15 protein-coding genes and 1 pseudogene are annotated in these 15424 nt (G+C 67.7%); 2 read left to right on the top strand and 14 right to left on the bottom strand.

The features are described 5' to 3' along the window. Positions 1 to 38 precede the first annotated feature (38 nt). From MMSR116_RS16130 to MMSR116_RS16100, 7 genes are all read right to left on the bottom strand, one after another. Positions 39 to 863, bottom strand: coding sequence for a succinate dehydrogenase iron-sulfur subunit (locus tag MMSR116_RS16130; protein WP_010682079.1), 825 nt, complete (start codon positions 861 to 863; stop codon positions 39 to 41). An 84-nt stretch (positions 864 to 947) separates the two neighbouring features. Beyond that, positions 948 to 2765 carry a succinate dehydrogenase flavoprotein subunit gene (gene sdhA / locus MMSR116_RS16125; protein WP_010682080.1) on the bottom strand — a complete coding sequence of 606 codons (1818 nt, stop codon included), beginning with the start codon at positions 2763 to 2765 and terminating at the stop codon, positions 948 to 950. A gap of 31 nt (positions 2766 to 2796) precedes the next feature. Continuing rightward, on the bottom strand, positions 2797 to 3216 hold the full coding sequence (sdhD, locus tag MMSR116_RS16120; protein WP_010682081.1) for a succinate dehydrogenase, hydrophobic membrane anchor protein: 420 nt from the start codon (positions 3214 to 3216) through the stop codon (positions 2797 to 2799). 10 nt (positions 3217 to 3226) lie between these two features. After that, the gene (sdhC, locus tag MMSR116_RS16115; RefSeq protein ID WP_039892184.1) at positions 3227 to 3628 is read right to left on the bottom strand and encodes a succinate dehydrogenase, cytochrome b556 subunit; all 402 of its coding nucleotides are present in this window, start codon (positions 3626 to 3628) and stop codon (positions 3227 to 3229) included. Positions 3629 to 3757: 129 nt separating this feature from the next. Then, positions 3758 to 5056, bottom strand: a complete 1299-nt coding sequence (locus tag MMSR116_RS16110) for an SLC13 family permease (protein ID WP_039892186.1) — start codon at positions 5054 to 5056, stop codon at positions 3758 to 3760. Between the two features lie 251 nt (positions 5057 to 5307). Further along, positions 5308 to 5823 carry a hypothetical protein gene (locus tag MMSR116_RS16105; RefSeq protein WP_010682084.1) on the bottom strand — a complete coding sequence of 172 codons (516 nt, stop codon included), beginning with the start codon at positions 5821 to 5823 and terminating at the stop codon, positions 5308 to 5310. 255 nt (positions 5824 to 6078) lie between these two features. After that, a complete protein-coding gene (locus tag MMSR116_RS16100; RefSeq protein ID WP_039892188.1) occupies positions 6079 to 7572 on the bottom strand; it encodes an AMP nucleosidase in 1494 nt (497 codons plus the stop codon). 135 nt (positions 7573 to 7707) lie between these two features. Between MMSR116_RS16100 and tsaA the strand changes: the two genes are divergently transcribed. Then, positions 7708 to 8205 carry a tRNA (N6-threonylcarbamoyladenosine(37)-N6)-methyltransferase TrmO gene (tsaA, locus tag MMSR116_RS16095; RefSeq protein WP_039892194.1) on the top strand — a complete coding sequence of 166 codons (498 nt, stop codon included), beginning with the start codon at positions 7708 to 7710 and terminating at the stop codon, positions 8203 to 8205. Further along, the gene (locus tag MMSR116_RS16090) at positions 8202 to 8894 is read left to right on the top strand and encodes an SGNH/GDSL hydrolase family protein (RefSeq protein WP_039892196.1); all 693 of its coding nucleotides are present in this window, start codon (positions 8202 to 8204) and stop codon (positions 8892 to 8894) included. The genes tsaA and MMSR116_RS16090 overlap by 4 nt, the downstream gene beginning before the upstream one ends. A gap of 161 nt (positions 8895 to 9055) precedes the next feature. On the opposite strand, the gene guaA is transcribed toward MMSR116_RS16090, so the two are convergent. The 7 genes and pseudogenes from guaA to MMSR116_RS16055 all read right to left on the bottom strand — a co-directional run bounded on the left by guaA (position 9056) and on the right by MMSR116_RS16055 (position 15378). Then, positions 9056 to 10612 (bottom strand): glutamine-hydrolyzing GMP synthase, encoded by a 1557-nt coding sequence (gene guaA, locus MMSR116_RS16085; protein WP_010682088.1) that lies wholly within the window; start codon positions 10610 to 10612, stop codon positions 9056 to 9058. 105 nt (positions 10613 to 10717) lie between these two features. After that, positions 10718 to 11137 (bottom strand): hypothetical protein, encoded by a 420-nt coding sequence (locus tag MMSR116_RS16080; protein ID WP_010682089.1) that lies wholly within the window; start codon positions 11135 to 11137, stop codon positions 10718 to 10720. After that, entirely contained in the window at positions 11134 to 11535 is a 402-nt protein-coding gene (locus tag MMSR116_RS16075; protein ID WP_010682090.1) for a hypothetical protein, read from the bottom strand. Before MMSR116_RS16075 ends, MMSR116_RS16080 begins: the two co-directional genes overlap by 4 nt. 270 nt (positions 11536 to 11805) lie before the next feature. Then, on the bottom strand, positions 11806 to 13170 hold the full coding sequence (locus MMSR116_RS16070) for an NTP/NDP exchange transporter (protein WP_010682091.1): 1365 nt from the start codon (positions 13168 to 13170) through the stop codon (positions 11806 to 11808). Positions 13171 to 13276: 106 nt separating this feature from the next. Further along, complete coding sequence (locus MMSR116_RS16065) at positions 13277 to 14020, bottom strand: NADPH-dependent F420 reductase (protein ID WP_010682092.1); 744 nt, start codon at positions 14018 to 14020, stop codon at positions 13277 to 13279. Further along, positions 14010 to 14914: pseudogene (locus MMSR116_RS16060) on the bottom strand (aldo/keto reductase). Before MMSR116_RS16060 ends, MMSR116_RS16065 begins: the two are co-directional and overlap by 11 nt. A 125-nt stretch (positions 14915 to 15039) precedes the next feature. Continuing rightward, the gene (locus tag MMSR116_RS16055; protein ID WP_010682094.1) at positions 15040 to 15378 is read right to left on the bottom strand and encodes a hypothetical protein; all 339 of its coding nucleotides are present in this window, start codon (positions 15376 to 15378) and stop codon (positions 15040 to 15042) included. Positions 15379 to 15424 lie beyond the last annotated feature (46 nt).

The following is a 15424-nucleotide window of genomic DNA, read 5'->3' as shown; positions in this document are numbered from 1 at the left end:
TCCCCCGGGTGTGACCGGAAGGCCTCACCGGGATGCGATCAAAGCGTGCGCTCGACCATCATCTTCTTGATCTCGGCGATCGCCTTCGCCGGGTTCAGGTTCTTCGGGCAGGTGTTGGCGCAGTTCATGATCGTGTGGCAGCGGTAGAGCCGGAACGGGTCGTGCAGACCGTCGAGGCGGTGACCGGTGTTCTCGTCGCGGGAATCGATCAGCCAACGATAGGCCTGAAGCAGCGCGGCCGGACCGAGGAACTTGTCGCCGTTCCACCAGTAGCTCGGGCACGAGGTGCTGCAGCAGGCGCACAGGATGCACTCGTAAAGCCCGTCGAGCCGCGAGCGGTCCTCAGGCGTCTGGCGCCACTCCTTCTCGGGCGCCGGCGTCTCGGTCTGCAGCCAGGGCTCGATCGCCGCGTGCTGCGCGTAGAAATTCGTGAGGTCCGGCACGAGGTCCTTGAGGACCGGCATGTGCGGCAGCGGATAGATCCGGATCGCGCCGTCCTTGTCCTTGCGGGTCAAGACCGGCAGCGCGTTGTCGGGGCTCTTGCACTCGTCGATGCCCATCGTGCAGGCGAGCGCATTCTGGCCCTCGATGTTCATCGCGCAGGAGCCGCAGATACCTTCGCGGCAGGACCGGCGGAAGACCAGGGTCGAATCGACCTTGTTCTTGATCCACAGCAGCGCGTCGAGGACCATCGGACCGCAATCCTCGCGGTCGACCTGATAGGTGTCGATCCGCGGATTGGCCCCATCATCGGGGTTCCAGCGATAGATCTTGAAGGTCTGCAAGCTCTTGGCGCCGGGCGGCGCCGGCCAAGACTTGCCCGGCGTGATCTGCGAGTTCTTCGGAAGATTGAACTGGGCCATGATGATCGTCAGCTTCCGCTGGAACTGAATGGGGCAGTCGCACGGCCGGGGCCGGCGACTGCGCGCATGACTCGGGATTTAAGATCAGTACACTCGCGCCTTAGGCTCGATGTACTGGATCTCGTTCGACATCGTGTAGGTGTGCACCGGGCGGTAATCGATGACCACTTGGTGCTGGCCCTCGTCGAGCCAGGACAAGGTGTGCTTCATCCAGTCCTTATCGTCCCGGTCCGGGAAGTCCTCGCGGGCGTGAGCGCCGCGAGATTCCGTGCGGTTCGCGGCCGACTCCATCGTGACGACCGCCTGGCCGATCAGGTTGTCGAACTCCAGGGTCTCCAGGAGGTCGGTGTTCCAGACCAGCGAACGGTCAGTGACCTTCACGTCGGCGGCGGCGTTCCAGACCTTGTGGATCAGGCCCTTGCCCTCCTCCAGAACCTCGCCGGTGCGGAACACCGCGCAGTTGTTCTGCATGGTCTTCTGCATCTCGGCGCGCAGCTCAGCGGTCGGCGTCGAGCCGTTGGCATTGCGGAAGCGGTCGAGACGCTCCAAGGCCTTGTCGGTCGCGCCCTTCGGCAGCTCCATGGCCCGGCCGTTCGGCTCGACGATCTCGGCGCAGCGCTTGCCTGCGGCGCGGCCGAAGACGACGAGGTCGATCAGCGAGTTGGAGCCCAGACGGTTGGCGCCGTGGACGGAAACGCAGGCCGCCTCGCCGATCGCCATCAGGCCGGGAACCACCGTGTCGGGGTTGCCATCGCGGAGCGTCAGCACTTCGCCGTGATAGTTCGTGGGGATGCCGCCCATGTTGTAGTGGACGGTCGGGATGACCGGGATCGGCTCCTTGGTCACGTCGACGCCCGCGAAGATCCGCGCCGATTCCGAGATGCCGGGCAGGCGCTCGTGCAGGATCTTCGGGTCGAGATGGTCGAGGTGCAGGTAGATGTGATCCTTGTTCTTGCCCACGCCGCGGCCGTCGCGGATCTCCATGGTCATGGAGCGTGAGACCACGTCGCGCGAGGCGAGGTCCTTGGCCGACGGCGCGTAGCGCTCCATGAAGCGCTCGCCCTCGGAATTCGTCAGATAGCCGCCCTCGCCGCGGGAGCCTTCGGTGATCAGGCAGCCCGCGCCGTAGATGCCGGTCGGGTGAAACTGCACGAACTCCATGTCCTGCAGCGGCAGGCCGGCGCGCAGCACCATGGCGTTGCCGTCGCCCGTGCAGGTATGGGCGGAGGTCGCCGAGAAATAGGCGCGCCCGTAGCCGCCGGTCGCCAGGATGGTCATCTGGGCGCGGAAGCGGTGGATCTCGCCGGTCGCCTGATCGAGGGCGATGACGCCGCGGCAGCGGCCCTCGTCGTCCATGATCAGGTCGAGGGCGAAGTACTCGATGAAGAAGTCGGTCTGGTTCTTCACCGCCTGCCCATAGAGGGTGTGCAGCATGGCGTGGCCGGTGCGGTCGGCCGCCGCGCAGGTGCGCTGGGCGGTGCCCTTGCCGTAATCGGTGGTCATGCCGCCGAACGGGCGCTGGTAGATCTTGCCTTCCTCCGTGCGGGAGAAGGGCACGCCCCAGTGCTCAAGCTCGTAGACCGCGGCGGGCGCGTTGCGCACCAGGTACTCGATGGCGTCCTGGTCGCCGAGCCAGTCCGACCCCTTCACGGTGTCGTACATGTGCCAGCGCCAGTCGTCCGGGCCCATGTTGCCGAGGGACGCCGAGATGCCGCCCTGTGCCGCGACGGTGTGCGAGCGGGTCGGGAACACCTTGGTGATGCAGGCTGTGCGCAGGCCGGCCTCAGAGCAGCCGACGGTGGCGCGCAGGCCCGCGCCGCCCGCGCCGACGATAACCACGTCGAAGGCGTGATCGTGGATCGTGTAGGCAGGCCCGCTGCCGTTCGTGCCGTTGGCGGCCATGGTCGGCTCCTCGATATTCGTTGATGCGGGTTCAGGCCGGCTGTCCGAAGCCGATCCGCAGGACCGCGTAGACGCAGGCCACGGCCACCAGGACCGCGTAGACGTTGTTGGCGAACACGGCGGCAATCTTGGTCGCCTGCGCGTGCACGTAATCCTCAATGATCACCTGCATGCCGATGCGCATGTGGAGGGTCACCGACAGGAACGCCAGGATGAGGATGATCGAGACGAAAGGGTTCGCGAGGACGTGGACTGCATCCGCATAGCCGCGCCCGGCCATCCGGGCGATGATGACCACGAAGGACAGCATCAGCACAGTGTTGGTCACTGCGGTGATTCGCTGCAGCCACCAATGGCCGACGCCGTGATGGGCGACGCCCAGGCCGCGGACGCGGGCCCGCGGCGTGCGGATGGAGACGCTGGTGTCCTGGCGGACCTGTTCCTTGGCCATGCCGACCTCCTCAGCGAACCAGAAGGGCGACCGCCCAGATGACGAGGGTGAGCGCCACCGACCCGATGAGCGTCAGGCGGGACATGGCAAGCCGCTTCTCCCGATCGAAGCCGATCCCAAAGTCCCAGGCCAGATGGCGCAGACCGCCGAGCATGTGGTGCATGAGGATCCACGTGTAGACGAACAGGATCAGCCGCCCGAACAGGGAGCCGAAGAAGCCGGCCACGTAAGAATAGGCCACCGGTCCCGAAGCCAGTGCGACGAGCCAGATCGCGACCAGCGCAGTCCCTCCGTAGAGGGCCGTGCCGGTGACGCGGTGAAACACCGACATCGCCATCGTCCAGGTCCAGCGATAGATCTGGAGATGCGGCGACATGGGCTGTGCCACTGTCGGGCGAGCGGTGGGTGCCATCGGATTGAAGCCTCGCAGCTGCGAACTGGACCGTCTCTAATCTGGTAGCGCTAGTGGCTACGGGAGCAAGCCGCAATGCGTCATGCTGCAACGCAATGTGACAAGCTGGGCGACACTATCGAGAATCTGTCACTTCAGTTGCCCCAGGATCCGCCACCAGGCGTAGTCCAGCGGCGCTGCCAGGAGTGACAGCAGCCCGAAGCTCAGCGTCAGGCGTGTGGCATCCCGAAGCCGCACGCCACCGAGTTCGCTGGCGAACACGATCGGCGGCGCTTGGTAGGGGAAGAACACGGTCGAGTAGCCGATCACCTGAAGCGAGACGACCGCGAGTGGTGACAGGCCGCTGGCCTCCGTCATCTCTCCCGCGAGACCGGTATAGAGCGCCGGCGCGCCGTTGGCGGTGACGAGGAGCGTCAGCACCGTGCCGAGTCCGGTGAGCACCGCGAAATTCGCCGCGTCCGCGCCGGGCGTCAGGGGTGCGACCGCCAGCAGGATGTGGCCCAGTCGCTCGCCAAGTCCGGTCTCGTTGACGAGGGCGACGAGGCCGAGGAGCGCCGCGATGTAGAAGCAGGTTCGCAGGTTCACCTGCTGAAAGGCCTCCGGCTGCAGCACCCCGATCCTCGGCAGCAGGCAGATCACCGCCGCCGCCAGCCCGACCCAGGCCGGTGCGAGGCCGTGCAGGCTGTCGGTCATCCAGAGCGCGAGCGTGCAGGCGAGAATGACGGCGAGGCGCCGCTCGGCGGCCGAGATCGGCGGAAGCGCCGGCAGAGTTGGGGCGGCCGATGACAGCCGGTCCGGGAATAGTCGAACGATCAGGGCCACCAGCATCGCACCCTTGACGACCGCGAGCACCGGCGCGTGCAGCACGAAGTAGGAAAGGTACGAGAGGTGAAGGCCGAGCAACCGCTCGGCTGAGCCCGCCATGACGAGATTCGGCACGTTCGCCGGCAGGATGGCGGCGGACAGGATCGGCGTTGCGACGCCGACCGCCAGCACGGCGCCCGTGCGCCCCGGACGACCAGCCGTCAGGCCGAAGGCATCGCAGAGCGCCAACGTTACGGGAATCATCAGGGCGATGCGCCCGAGATTCGACGGCATGACGAAGGCGATCAGGAAACTCAGCATCACAAGGCCGGCGATGAAGCGTCCGTAGGAGCCAGACAGGCGCATAGCCAGCGCGCGCGCCATGCGGGCGCCCAGCCCTGTGCGCGTCATCCCCTGGCCCACGATCATCCCGGACAGGACCAGCCAGAAGGCCGAAGTCGAGAATCCCGAGAAGACCGTTCCGGCACTGCCCAGCCGCAGCAGCATCGCAAGGCCGAAGAAGGCGAGCGCCGTGACCACTTCCGGTAGCAGCGCCGTGGCCCAGAGGCCCATGCAGACTACCAGCAGGACCGCCGTCGCCGGAACTACAGCCTCCCCGCTCACCCGGACCTCCCGACGCCGCGCCCTTTACGGATGCTCCGCATCCTGGCCGGATTGGCACGGTTCGCAATTCGGATGTTCTTGATAGTGCCTTCGCGCATGACGAAGGAACGCGTCCAGGTGTGTGGCATGCGCCAGCGGCACTGCCCCTCGCCCCCAACATCGCTGCGGCCCGACAGAGCAGGCCCGGCCGCGTCCGCGACCGAGCCTTTCTCAGTGCCGATCCTGTGAAAGGGACGAAGCGACTTCCCGGCCTAGTAGCCGTAGAGGTTGCAGTATGCCGGATCGTAGGCACCGTAACCGAAACCATCGGCGCAATTGTCGTAGCCGAAGCCGCCAAGGCCGTAGCCGACGCCGAGACCCAGTCCGACGCCAGCGAGCCCGTAACCGAAGCCGCGACCGTAACCGCGGCCATACCCGCGTCCGGCGAAGCCACGACCCGCGAAGCCGCGGTTGCCGATCACACCCGCCCGACCGACGCCGACCCGTCCTGCGTTGTTGAATCCGCCGGTGCGGAGACCGCCGACGCCGGTTCCCGCCACGCCGCCGGCGCCGAGGCCGGCCCCACGGAAGCCGCCGCCGAGGCCGCCGACACGGGCGCCACCCAGCCCGCCTCCGCGGAAACCGCCACCACCGAAACCGCCGCCGTGGAAGCCACCGAAGCCACCGCCATGGAACCCGCCACCGCCGAAACCGCGGGCATCCGCACTGCCGGGCAGGAACATTGCGGCGGCCAGAAGGGCCGTCGATGCAATCGCTAAACGCTTCATCGGAAAGTCCAAATCTTGAGAGGGATCTGACTTTCCAAACACGCCTCGCTGACAAGGTTTCCAAGCGTGAGCGCGAAGAGGCGGCGTGGCAGTCGGTCGCTGTGACCGCTGTCCCATCGACCGCCGACGGCAGGAATCAGGGCGTCGGCACCGTTGCGCAGAGTCGCGGCGGCGGCCGACGACGTCATTCGCTCAGATCCTGAACGTGTCGCCGGTCCTCGTCGCGGGAACGATGGCCGCCCCGGTCGAACCCGCTCAGCGGAACGGTGGCTCGTCGAAGCTCCGCAGTTTGCGCGAATGCAGTCCGTGACGGTCGGCGCGCAGACCGTCCAGCGCCGCAAGGCCGACCCGCAGATGCTCCGAGACCGCCCGGTCGTAGAACGCGTTCGCGGCGCCCGGGAGCTTGATCTCGCCGTGGAGCGGCTTGTCGGAAACGCAGAGCAGGGCTCCGTAGGGAACGCGCAGCCGAAATCCCTGAGCCGCGACGGTGCCGCTCTCCATGTCGACCGCGACCGCGCGCGACTGATTGATCCGGCGCCGCTCCTGGCTGAAGCGCAACTCCCAGTTCCTGTCGTCATAGGTGACGACCGTACCCGTCCGCAGGCGCTGCTTCAGGGCGTCAGCGTGCTCGCCCGTCACCGCGGCGGCTGCGCTTTGCAGAGCGAGCTGCACCTCGGCCAGCGCCGGGACCGGCACATCCGGTGGAACCAGTTCGTCGAGAATCCGGTCCCGGCGCAGGTAGGCGTGGGCGAGGACGTAGTCACCGATGGTCTGGGACTGACGAAGACCGCCGCAATGCCCGACCATCAGCCAGCAATCCGGGCGAAGCACCGCGAGGTGGTCGGTGATCGTCTTGGCGTTTGAGGGACCGACGCCGATGTTGACGAGCGTCGTACCCTGCAGGGTCCCGTCGGCACCGCGGGCGACGAGGTGATAGGCCGGCATCTGGTGCCGGTGCCACGGCGAAGCGGCAATCACGGCCGCAGGATCGGCATCCGCGGCCTCCGCGCGCGTCACCGAGACGCCGCCCGGAAGGACCAGCCGCTCGAAGCCTTCCTCATCGGAGGCCAGCCGTTCCAGGCCGTGGCGCACGAACTGGTCGACGTAGCGGTGGTAGTTGGTGAGCAGGATCCAGGGCTGGACGTCCCGCCAGTCGCAGCCCGTGTAATGAACCAGCCGCCGCAGCGAGTAATCGACCCGCACCGCATCGAACAGCGCCAGAGGCAGCGGCTCGCCGTCGGCTTGAGCGAACGTCCCGTCGGCGATCTCGTCGCCGACGAGCGACAGGAGCGGAACCGGGAAGTACGTGGCGAGCTCCGCGCCGTCGACGGCCCGGCCGCGGGCATCGAGCCCGGCCTCCAGCACGTAGGGATAGGGGATCTCCTGCGCGCTCAGGCCGATTTCGAGAGCCACGCCGTAATCGGCGATGAGCGGCTCCAGTTGCCGGGTGAGGTAGTCACGGAAGAAGCCTGGATGAGTGATGGTTGTCGCGTAGGTACCGGCGGCCTGGAGCTTGGCGGTGGCCCGCCGCACTCGGGGCAGCGGTCCGTCCGGCCGGTAGCTGACGCGCAGCTCGGGATAGCGGAAGGCCAGCCGTTCGGTCGCGTCCGGCGGCGGGCCGCCTGCGAGGTAGCGTTCCAGGGCGGTTCGCAGAGCGCCAGCCGCGTGGTCGTAGAGTTCGACCAAGCGGTCGATGGCGGTCCCGGCATCGGCCACCGCCTGCATCGGCCGCAATTCACGCTCGATCATGTCGCCTCCGTCGCTGGCGGCGGATCTACACCTGCGGCCGCCGGGGAGCGAGATGCAGGCCTGCTGCGCGTGCCATGTGGGCTTGCGGGCGCCGGGCGCTTGGCCGACAAGCCCGCCGAACCGGAGCGAGGCGGCATGGGCGCGGACGAGTTCGGGATCCGTCCCGGCGAAGAGGTGGCGGCTCTGCCGGAGCGCTACGACGCCGGCCTTTACTTCATCGGCCGGCTGCACACGCCGTGGCAAACGCGCTCGGATTGTCCGAAGAACGGCCTCCAAACCGACGCGGTCTGCAGCGTCGAGGTCGACCCCGCCTTCGCCCCAGGCCTGCGTACCGTGACCGGCTGCACGCACCTGATCCTGCTCTACTGGATGGACCGGGCGACCCGCGGCCTCGTCGTCCAGCACCCGCGTCACGCCGACGGTCCGCGCGGGACCTTCTCGCTGCGTTCGCCCGCGCGGCCGAACCCGATCGCCCTCTCGGTGGTGGAACTGGTCGGCCGCGACGGCGCGGTTCTGAAGGTTCGCGGCCTCGACTGCCTCGACGGCACGCCGCTCCTCGACATCAAGCCCTATTACGCATCGACGGATTCGCGGCCTGACGCCCAGGTCGATCGCGCTGGTGCCGCTTCGTGAAGCGCCTCACTCTTTTGCTCGTCGTCGGCCTAGTCCTGCTGGCGCTCGGCGGCCTCGCCGGATGGCGCCTCCACCGGCCCGGGGCCGACGCGCGCGCCTACGCGGACATGCGCCTGATCGCCGTGCAGGTGAGCCTCGACGAGGCGCCACCCGATTACGTGTTCTGGGCCGGCGATTCCCAGGTGGAACTGCAGCCCGGCGGCCAGCGCCCGTGCGGTCTGGATCTGGTCAACGGCGGCGTCAGCGGGGCGACGGCGGGCAGCTATGCCGACTACCTGAAGCGCCTGACCTTCAAGACCCGTCCGCGCTTGGCCGCCCTCACGATCGGGACCAACGACATCCTAGTGAAGAACAATCCGCAATTGACGAAGCCCACGGAGCAGTTCGAAGCATCTGCCGAGGCGATCATCAGGCGGCTCCAGGACTTGAGCCCCCGGGTCACCGTGACCGCCCTGCCCCCGGTCGGCCGGGAGATCGGCAAGCTCGTCGAGGCAGGCGCGGTGGCGGATTATTCGCGGCGGCTTGAGAACCTCTGCGGACGTCTCGGCTGCACCTTCGCGGATCCGTTCGCGGCGCTGCGCGATGGCGATACCGGCTATGCTAAGCCCGGTGCCTTGCGCGATGGGCTGCACCTGGCTGCGTTCCGGCCGGCCCTGCAGGCGCTTGAACCAGCCCTGTGTGCACCATGACAGCGCCCGCGGCGCGGGCTCTGCCGCCTTCGTTGGCTTCGCAGACCAAGTGAAGCAATCCAGGGTACGCCACGTCTTCCGACGTCGCGCTGCACCGAGTCGTTTCGCCGCGCTCGCGATGACGGCGCAGCACTCGGATGAAGATCGGTCCGTTGGCCGGCTCACTCCCACTCGATCGTGCCGGGTGGCTTCGAGGTGATGTCGTAGGTCACCCGATTGATACCCTTCACCTCGTTGATGATGCGGGTGGCGACCCGGCCGAGGAAGGCCATGTCGAACGGGTAAAAATCGGCCGTCATGCCGTCCACCGAGGTCACGGCCCGGAGCGCGCAGACGTGGTCGTAGGTGCGGCCGTCGCCCATCACGCCCACGGTCTTCACCGGCAGGATCACCGCGAAGGCCTGCCAGATCGTGTCGTAGAGCCCGGCCTGCCGGATCTCGTCGAGGTAGATCGCGTCGGCCTTGCGCAGGGCTTCCAGCTTCTCGGCCGTGATCGTGCCGGGACAGCGGATTGCCAAACCCGGACCGGGAAACGGATGGCGGCCGACGAAACCCTCGGGCAGGCCCAGTTCCTTGCCCAGCACCCGGACCTCGTCCTTGAACAGCTCGCGCAGCGGCTCCACGAGCTTCATGTTCATGCGCTCGGGCAGCCCGCCGACGTTGTGGTGGCTCTTGATCGTCACCGAGGGGCCACCTGTGAACGACACGCTCTCGATCACGTCCGGATAGAGCGTGCCCTGTGCGAGGAACGCCGCCCCGCCGATCTTCTTCGATTCGGCCTCGAACACGTCGATGAACAGGCGTCCGATGGTCTTGCGCTTCACCTCCGGGTCACTGACCCCCTCAAGCGCCGAGAGGAACATGCCCGAGGCTTCCACGTGAACCAGCGGGATGTTGTAGTGGTCGCGGAACAGGGCCACGACCTGCTCGGCTTCGCCGAGCCGCAGGAGCCCGTGATCGACGAACACGCAGGTGAGCTGGTCGCCGATCGCCTCGTGGATCAGCACGGCCGCGACGGCGGAATCGACGCCGCCGGACAACCCGCAGATCACCTTCTCCGCGCCGACCTGCTCGCGGATCTTGGCGATCGCCTCCTCGCGATAGGCGCCCATGGTCCAGTCGCCTGAGCATCCGGCGACGTCGCGGACGAAATTGCGGATCAGCAGGGCGCCGTGGGGCGTGTGCGCCACCTCCGGATGGAACTGGACCGCATAGTAGTTGCGCGCCTCGTCCGCCACCGCCGCGAAGGGCGCGTTCTTCGAGATCGCCACGGTGGTGAAGCCATCGGGCAGCTTGGTGACCCGGTCGCCGTGGCTCATCCAGACCGGGTACTTCTCGCCCTTATGCCAGACGCCGTTGAAGAGCGGGCAATCGGCCAGGATCTCGACCTCGGCCCGCCCGAATTCCGCATGGTGGCCGCCCTCGACCGCTCCGCCGAGCTGCGCCGCCATGGTCTGCTGGCCGTAGCAGATGCCGAAGACCGGGACACCGGAATCGAAGACCAGCTGGGGCGCCCGGGGCGAGGCCTCCACCGTCACCGACTCAGGGCCGCCGGAGAGGATCACGCCCTTCGGCCGCTGCTCGCGGAACGCGGCCTCGGCCTTCGTGAAGGGCACGATCTCGCAATAGACGCCCTCCTCCCGCACCCGGCGGGCGATGAGCTGAGTCACCTGAGAGCCGAAATCGACGATCAGGATCTTGTCGTGGTCGGTGTTCATCGCGGGCGATTATCCGATGGCCGGGACGCGCGCAACGCGCTGGCCCGCACCGGGCTGGGGATCGCGACGCAAGGTGCGCACCGCAATCCCCGGGTCGGTGGCCGTTCAGTCGAAATTCCGGACCTTGGCCGAACCGCCCAGGCTGATCGCGGGCTTCGGTGCCGCGCCGGCGAGGCTCACCTTCTTCTGCCCTGGCGGCGTCTTCGCGCGCAGCTGCGGCGCGGCCTCCGGCGCCGGCCGGGACGGCTTCAGGTGAGCCTGGCCGTGGATCACCGATCCGATCTCGCCGGCGACGCGGATGAGGTCGTCGCGCTCGCAGGAGCGGGCGACCTTGAGGCCGAGTTTGTGCATGTGGCTCTTGCCGTACAGGTAGGCGGCGAGCTGGGCACGCTTGAGCGGCGGGATCTGCTCCAGGATCAGCGGCAGATCGAAATCGTCGGCCCGATACACGGAGCCGAGTACCTCGAGGGTCACCGGGCAATCGACTTCGGGCTCGGCGCCGCTGGTCGGATGCGCTTGCGTCATGGATGCACCTCGGAAGTCGATGGATCGGGATGCTCGTCGGATGCCCCGGCACTGGGGTCGAGTTCAACCCCTATCGGCACCGCGAGGTTCGCAATCTGCGCCTCACGGGCTTCTGCGAGTCCGGGCCGCGCAGCCGTGGTCGGTGGGGCCTCGGCCTTCCAGGCGCCGAGGCAGCCGGTGCAGACGGATTCGATGACCGCGCGGGCATGAGCCTGCCGGCGTGCCCAGAGCATCTCCCGGGCGACGCGCGCGGCTTCGGCGTCGGGGAGCGGCCGGATCCGGATGAAGAGGGCCTCCTGCGCGGACGCCTGAAGGGGCGCTGTGAGCAGCGGGATGAGCAGGGCTAGCAGACAGCCGTCGTGCCGGCGCAACCGCCGCCCCGTCGAGGACCCCGCCATCCTGCTCTCCCGACCCGACCGAGCCCGAACCCTCAGCGCGCAGGGTAAACCGCGTCTTAACGGGCGGGACGGCGGCCGTTCCGGAACTTCGGGCTGCCGCGCCGGTAGAACCCAAGGCGGACCGTGAGAAGGACTGCCTCATGCCTCAGATGTTCGACTGGATCTTCTTCGCCATCATGCTCCCCTTTCCGGCCTTCCTGATCTGGGATTTCATGAAGCACCGGTAGGTCGACGGCCTCGCGCTGGCGGCGGCGGGCGGACGGCGGGCTGCTACCTTCGCCCAACGATGACGCCGCCGTGCACCCGGCCGGTGTCGTCGCCCGTCTCGCTTTCCTGGGCGATCCGTCGGCGCTCCTGAGCGCGGCCGAGCCAGACGCTGTTCACCAACCACGCCAGCGACAGCGGGATCGCCGCGCCGGCGATGCTCGCGCTGCCGAGGCCGATAGTCTGGATGCCGGTGAACGACCACGCGCCGACCTGATCGCCCAGCCGATACACCACCGTGTCGATAAAGCTCTTGGCCTTGTAGCGGTCCTCCCGTGGGACCACGGTGAACAGAACCTCCCGGACGGGCCGCGCGATGGCGAAGTTCCCGGCCCGGCGCAGGACCTGAAAGGCCACGATGACGCCGATCGTCGGCCAGGCCGCGAGCGCCGCGAAGCCGAGGATACTGAAGGCCGGCAGGATCGCGAGGGTCATGGCGACGCCGAGTCGCTTCACGATCCGCCCGGTGAGGAAGAGCTGGATGCCGAGGGTCAGCACGTTTACCGCAAGGTCGACGCTGGCGAAGAAGGCGGTCTGAGCGCCCCGGTCCGGGAAGCTGCGCTTCGCGATGCCCGCCTGCTCGAAGTACAGGAAGGTGGACGTCACCGAAAACAGCAGCAAAAACAGGGAGATGTTGAGAAGGTAGGAGGACGCCAGCGTACGGGTCACGCCGGCGAGCACGCTGCCGCCGATCGTCCGGTCCTGCCCGTCCTCCGCGGTCGGGCTGTTCCCCGGAACCTCGTGCAGTCGGGTCGACAGGGCCGCCAGCCCGCGCATGCAGAAGACCGCGACCTCCAGCAACACCACTGCGCAGAGCATCAGCCCCCAGGTTGGAACATTCTTGGCGAGCAGCGCGGTCGTGGCCGAGCCGGCGATCGCGCCCACCGTGGCGCCGGCCGCGATGAAGCCGAACAGGCGCTTGCCCTGGGCGTTCGAGAACACGTCGACGATCGTTGCCCAGAAGATCGATACGACGAATAGGTTGAAGATCGACAGCCAGACAAAGAAGACGCGCCCGATCCACACGCCCCACTCGGGCGGCGCGAGGTAAAGCGTCAGCGCGAAGGCGAGGATGTTGGCCGCGAAGAACCGATAGGTGATCGGCACGAAACGCGCCCGCGGCATCCGCTTCACCAGATAGGCGAAGGGCAGGTTGAGGCTGAGCATGCCCACCAGCGTGGCTGTGAAGAGCCACGGCAGGTTCTCGATGCCGCCCGCGACGCCCATCTGGTCGCGGATCGGACGCAGGACGTAGTAGGCGGCGAGGATCGAGAAGATGTAGGCCCAGGACCATGCGAGGGCCCGACCTTCCCCGGGCTGAACGCCGATCAGGCGCGCCAGTGGGCCACCAGCTCTTGCGGGCTCAGGCATGGAGAGATCTCAACGGAGCGTTCCCGTGCCGTCGGCCGACACGGCGACTCGACAGCGCGGCGTCTCGACCGGCCTGATCGAGCGCAGGGCCTGCCGCGCCCATGCCCTAATTCGCTAGTCCGAGCTTCTCGCGCAGCTCCGACGCGGTGACGTTCTGTCCGAAGGCCGGAGCACCGATGGCGACCTTATCGGCATCCTTGAGAGAGCCGATCACGACCGGATCGAACCCGGCATCACGGACGAGTTGCTCGGCGACCCGGAGCGCCGCAGGATCGTCGCCGGCGATCGGGATCGCCATCCGGCCGCCGGTGCGGTCGCGCCCGCCATTGGCGCCCTCCTTCGCGAACACTTTGTAGTTGGCTGAGCTGAAGGCCCGGACGAGCTTTGCGCCAGGGAAATACTTCGCGGACGTGATCCCGAGGCCGTTCGCCTGCACTTCGTCGTAGAGGGCCCCGTCACGCTTCTGCGTGGCATTGCCGGCGTCGAGCACGATCTTGCCCTTCAGCGACGGGCCGATCTCCTTCGCGAGATCCGGATAGGCCTTGTAGGGCACGGCGATGAACACGGCATCGCCGAACCTGATCGCCTCCTCGGGCGTACCGGCCTTCGCCTTCGGCCCGAGTTCCGAGACCATCGGGGCCAAGGTCTCCGGATGCCGTGAGGCGAACATCACCTCATGACCGTCCTTGACCCAGAGGGTGCCGACCGTGCCGCCGATATTTCCGGCCCCGATCACCCCGATTCGGATCTTCCTGGCGCCGTCCTGCGCCAGGGCCGGCATGGCGGCCGCCAGGGACAGCCCGGCCGCCAGGGCGAGCGCCGAGCGGCGCGTGGTGTGATCAGACCGCATCGATGAAAGCCTCCATCTGCCTGCGCTGCGCCGGATCGGGGAGCCTGCCCCGGGCGGCGCCGAGATTGTCCTCAACGTAGGAAGCCTTGGCCATGCCGGGGATCGGGCAGGTCACGGCCGGGTTGCCGAGCACGTACTTGAGAAAGAACTGCGGCCAGGTCGCGCAGCCGAGATCCTTGGCGACGGCGGGCAGCTCCTTGCCCTGCACGGCCTTGAACAGGCGGTCGCGGCCGAAGGGCACGTTCGTCATGACCGCCACCCCCGGTCGGCGGCGAGCGGAAGCACGCGCTCGGCGGCGGCACGGTTATCGATGGCGTAGTTCACCTGGATGAAGTCGAGGGTCTCGCGCTTCATGACCGCTTCCAAAGCGTCGAGCTGGTTGTCGCGCCACACTGTGACTCCGACATAGCGGATCCGTTTCTCGCCCTTCAGATCGCGCAGCACCGCGAGGTTGTCGTCCACATCGATCAGGTTATGGACCGCCACGAGATCCAGTGTGTCGACCTTCATCCGCTTCAGCGACCGTTCGAACTCCGCACGGGTCTGATCCCGGCCCGTCGTGTCGACCTTGCTGGCGAGGAAGATCTTCTGGCGCAGGCCCGTCTCCGCCAGGATGACCCCGAGCACGTCCTCGGCGGTCCCGTAGCTCGGCGCGGTATCGATCACTGTGCCGCCCAGCGCGACGAAGGTCTGCACGGCCTCCTTGAGGGGCGCGACCTTGTCGGGCGTGGCTTCAACCTCGTAGCGCCGGGAGGTGCCGATGCCGATCGCCGGAAGCATCTCCCCGGTCGATGGGATCGGCCGGCGGATCAGAGGTTCGGCGGCCCGCGCCAGGCGGCCCGCGGCGGGCATCAGGGCCGCTGCGGCGATCACGGCGCGACGGGATACGGACATGGCCGGCCTCCGGCGAAGTCAGGACGACGGGGAGATAGGGCGGCCACTGCCGGAAGTGTATTCGTTATTCTCACGCTTGCGCGAGGCCCCCGGTCCCGCGGCATTCCATGGACTGGCGGAACGGCTCAGTCCTCCTCCGGCGGATCCTCGAATTCGGCACCTTCGGTGTCGGGGGCGATGCGGAAGCGGTACTCGTCGATCGCCAGGAAGGCGCGGTGCACAACCTGCGGATCGATGCCGTCGCGGACCACGAGCGTCTGGAAATCGATGAACAGGCGCGCAATCCGCGCCTCTTCCGAGAGGGCGGCGAGCGCGGACGAACCGGCGCCCGCGCGCATCATGTAGCGCTTGGCCGCGCCGGCCTCGTCGGGTGCCGGCAGCACCGCCACCTGCCCGGCGGTCTCCGGTTTCAACTCTGCCCAGCGACGGGGTGTCCAGGCGATGATGGCCTCGATCTGCTTCATCCGAAGGCTCCGGCAGGTGGGGCTCCCCGCCTAACCGGACGAAGAC

The organism is Methylobacterium mesophilicum SR1.6/6 (assembly GCF_000364445.2).
In the GTDB taxonomy this organism is placed as follows: domain Bacteria; phylum Pseudomonadota; class Alphaproteobacteria; order Rhizobiales; family Beijerinckiaceae; genus Methylobacterium; species Methylobacterium mesophilicum_A.
Note: the sequence above shows the minus strand (reverse complement) of the source record. Positions and strands in the feature narration are given on the sequence as shown.

Excerpts from the sequence above, each read along its gene's own strand:
- MMSR116_RS16105 (WP_010682084.1), bottom strand. The coding sequence starts at position 5,823 with ATGAAGCGTTTAGCGATTGCATCGACGGCCCTTCTGGCCGCCGCAATG.
- MMSR116_RS16065 (WP_010682092.1), bottom strand. The coding sequence starts at position 14,020 with ATGCGGTCTGATCACACCACGCGCCGCTCGGCGCTCGCCCTGGCGGCC.
- sdhA (WP_010682080.1), bottom strand. The coding sequence starts at position 2,765 with ATGGCCGCCAACGGCACGAACGGCAGCGGGCCTGCCTACACGATCCAC.
- MMSR116_RS16075 (WP_010682090.1), bottom strand. The coding sequence starts at position 11,535 with ATGGCGGGGTCCTCGACGGGGCGGCGGTTGCGCCGGCACGACGGCTGT.
- tsaA (WP_039892194.1), top strand. The coding sequence starts at position 7,708 with ATGGGCGCGGACGAGTTCGGGATCCGTCCCGGCGAAGAGGTGGCGGCT.
- guaA (WP_010682088.1), bottom strand. The coding sequence starts at position 10,612 with ATGAACACCGACCACGACAAGATCCTGATCGTCGATTTCGGCTCTCAG.
- sdhC (WP_039892184.1), bottom strand. The coding sequence starts at position 3,628 with ATGGCACCCACCGCTCGCCCGACAGTGGCACAGCCCATGTCGCCGCAT.
- MMSR116_RS16100 (WP_039892188.1), bottom strand. The coding sequence starts at position 7,572 with ATGATCGAGCGTGAATTGCGGCCGATGCAGGCGGTGGCCGATGCCGGG.
- MMSR116_RS16070 (WP_010682091.1), bottom strand. The coding sequence starts at position 13,170 with ATGCCTGAGCCCGCAAGAGCTGGTGGCCCACTGGCGCGCCTGATCGGC.
- MMSR116_RS16080 (WP_010682089.1), bottom strand. The coding sequence starts at position 11,137 with ATGACGCAAGCGCATCCGACCAGCGGCGCCGAGCCCGAAGTCGATTGC.
- sdhD (WP_010682081.1), bottom strand. The coding sequence starts at position 3,216 with ATGGCCAAGGAACAGGTCCGCCAGGACACCAGCGTCTCCATCCGCACG.
- MMSR116_RS16130 (WP_010682079.1), bottom strand. The coding sequence starts at position 863 with ATGGCCCAGTTCAATCTTCCGAAGAACTCGCAGATCACGCCGGGCAAG.
- MMSR116_RS16055 (WP_010682094.1), bottom strand. The coding sequence starts at position 15,378 with ATGAAGCAGATCGAGGCCATCATCGCCTGGACACCCCGTCGCTGGGCA.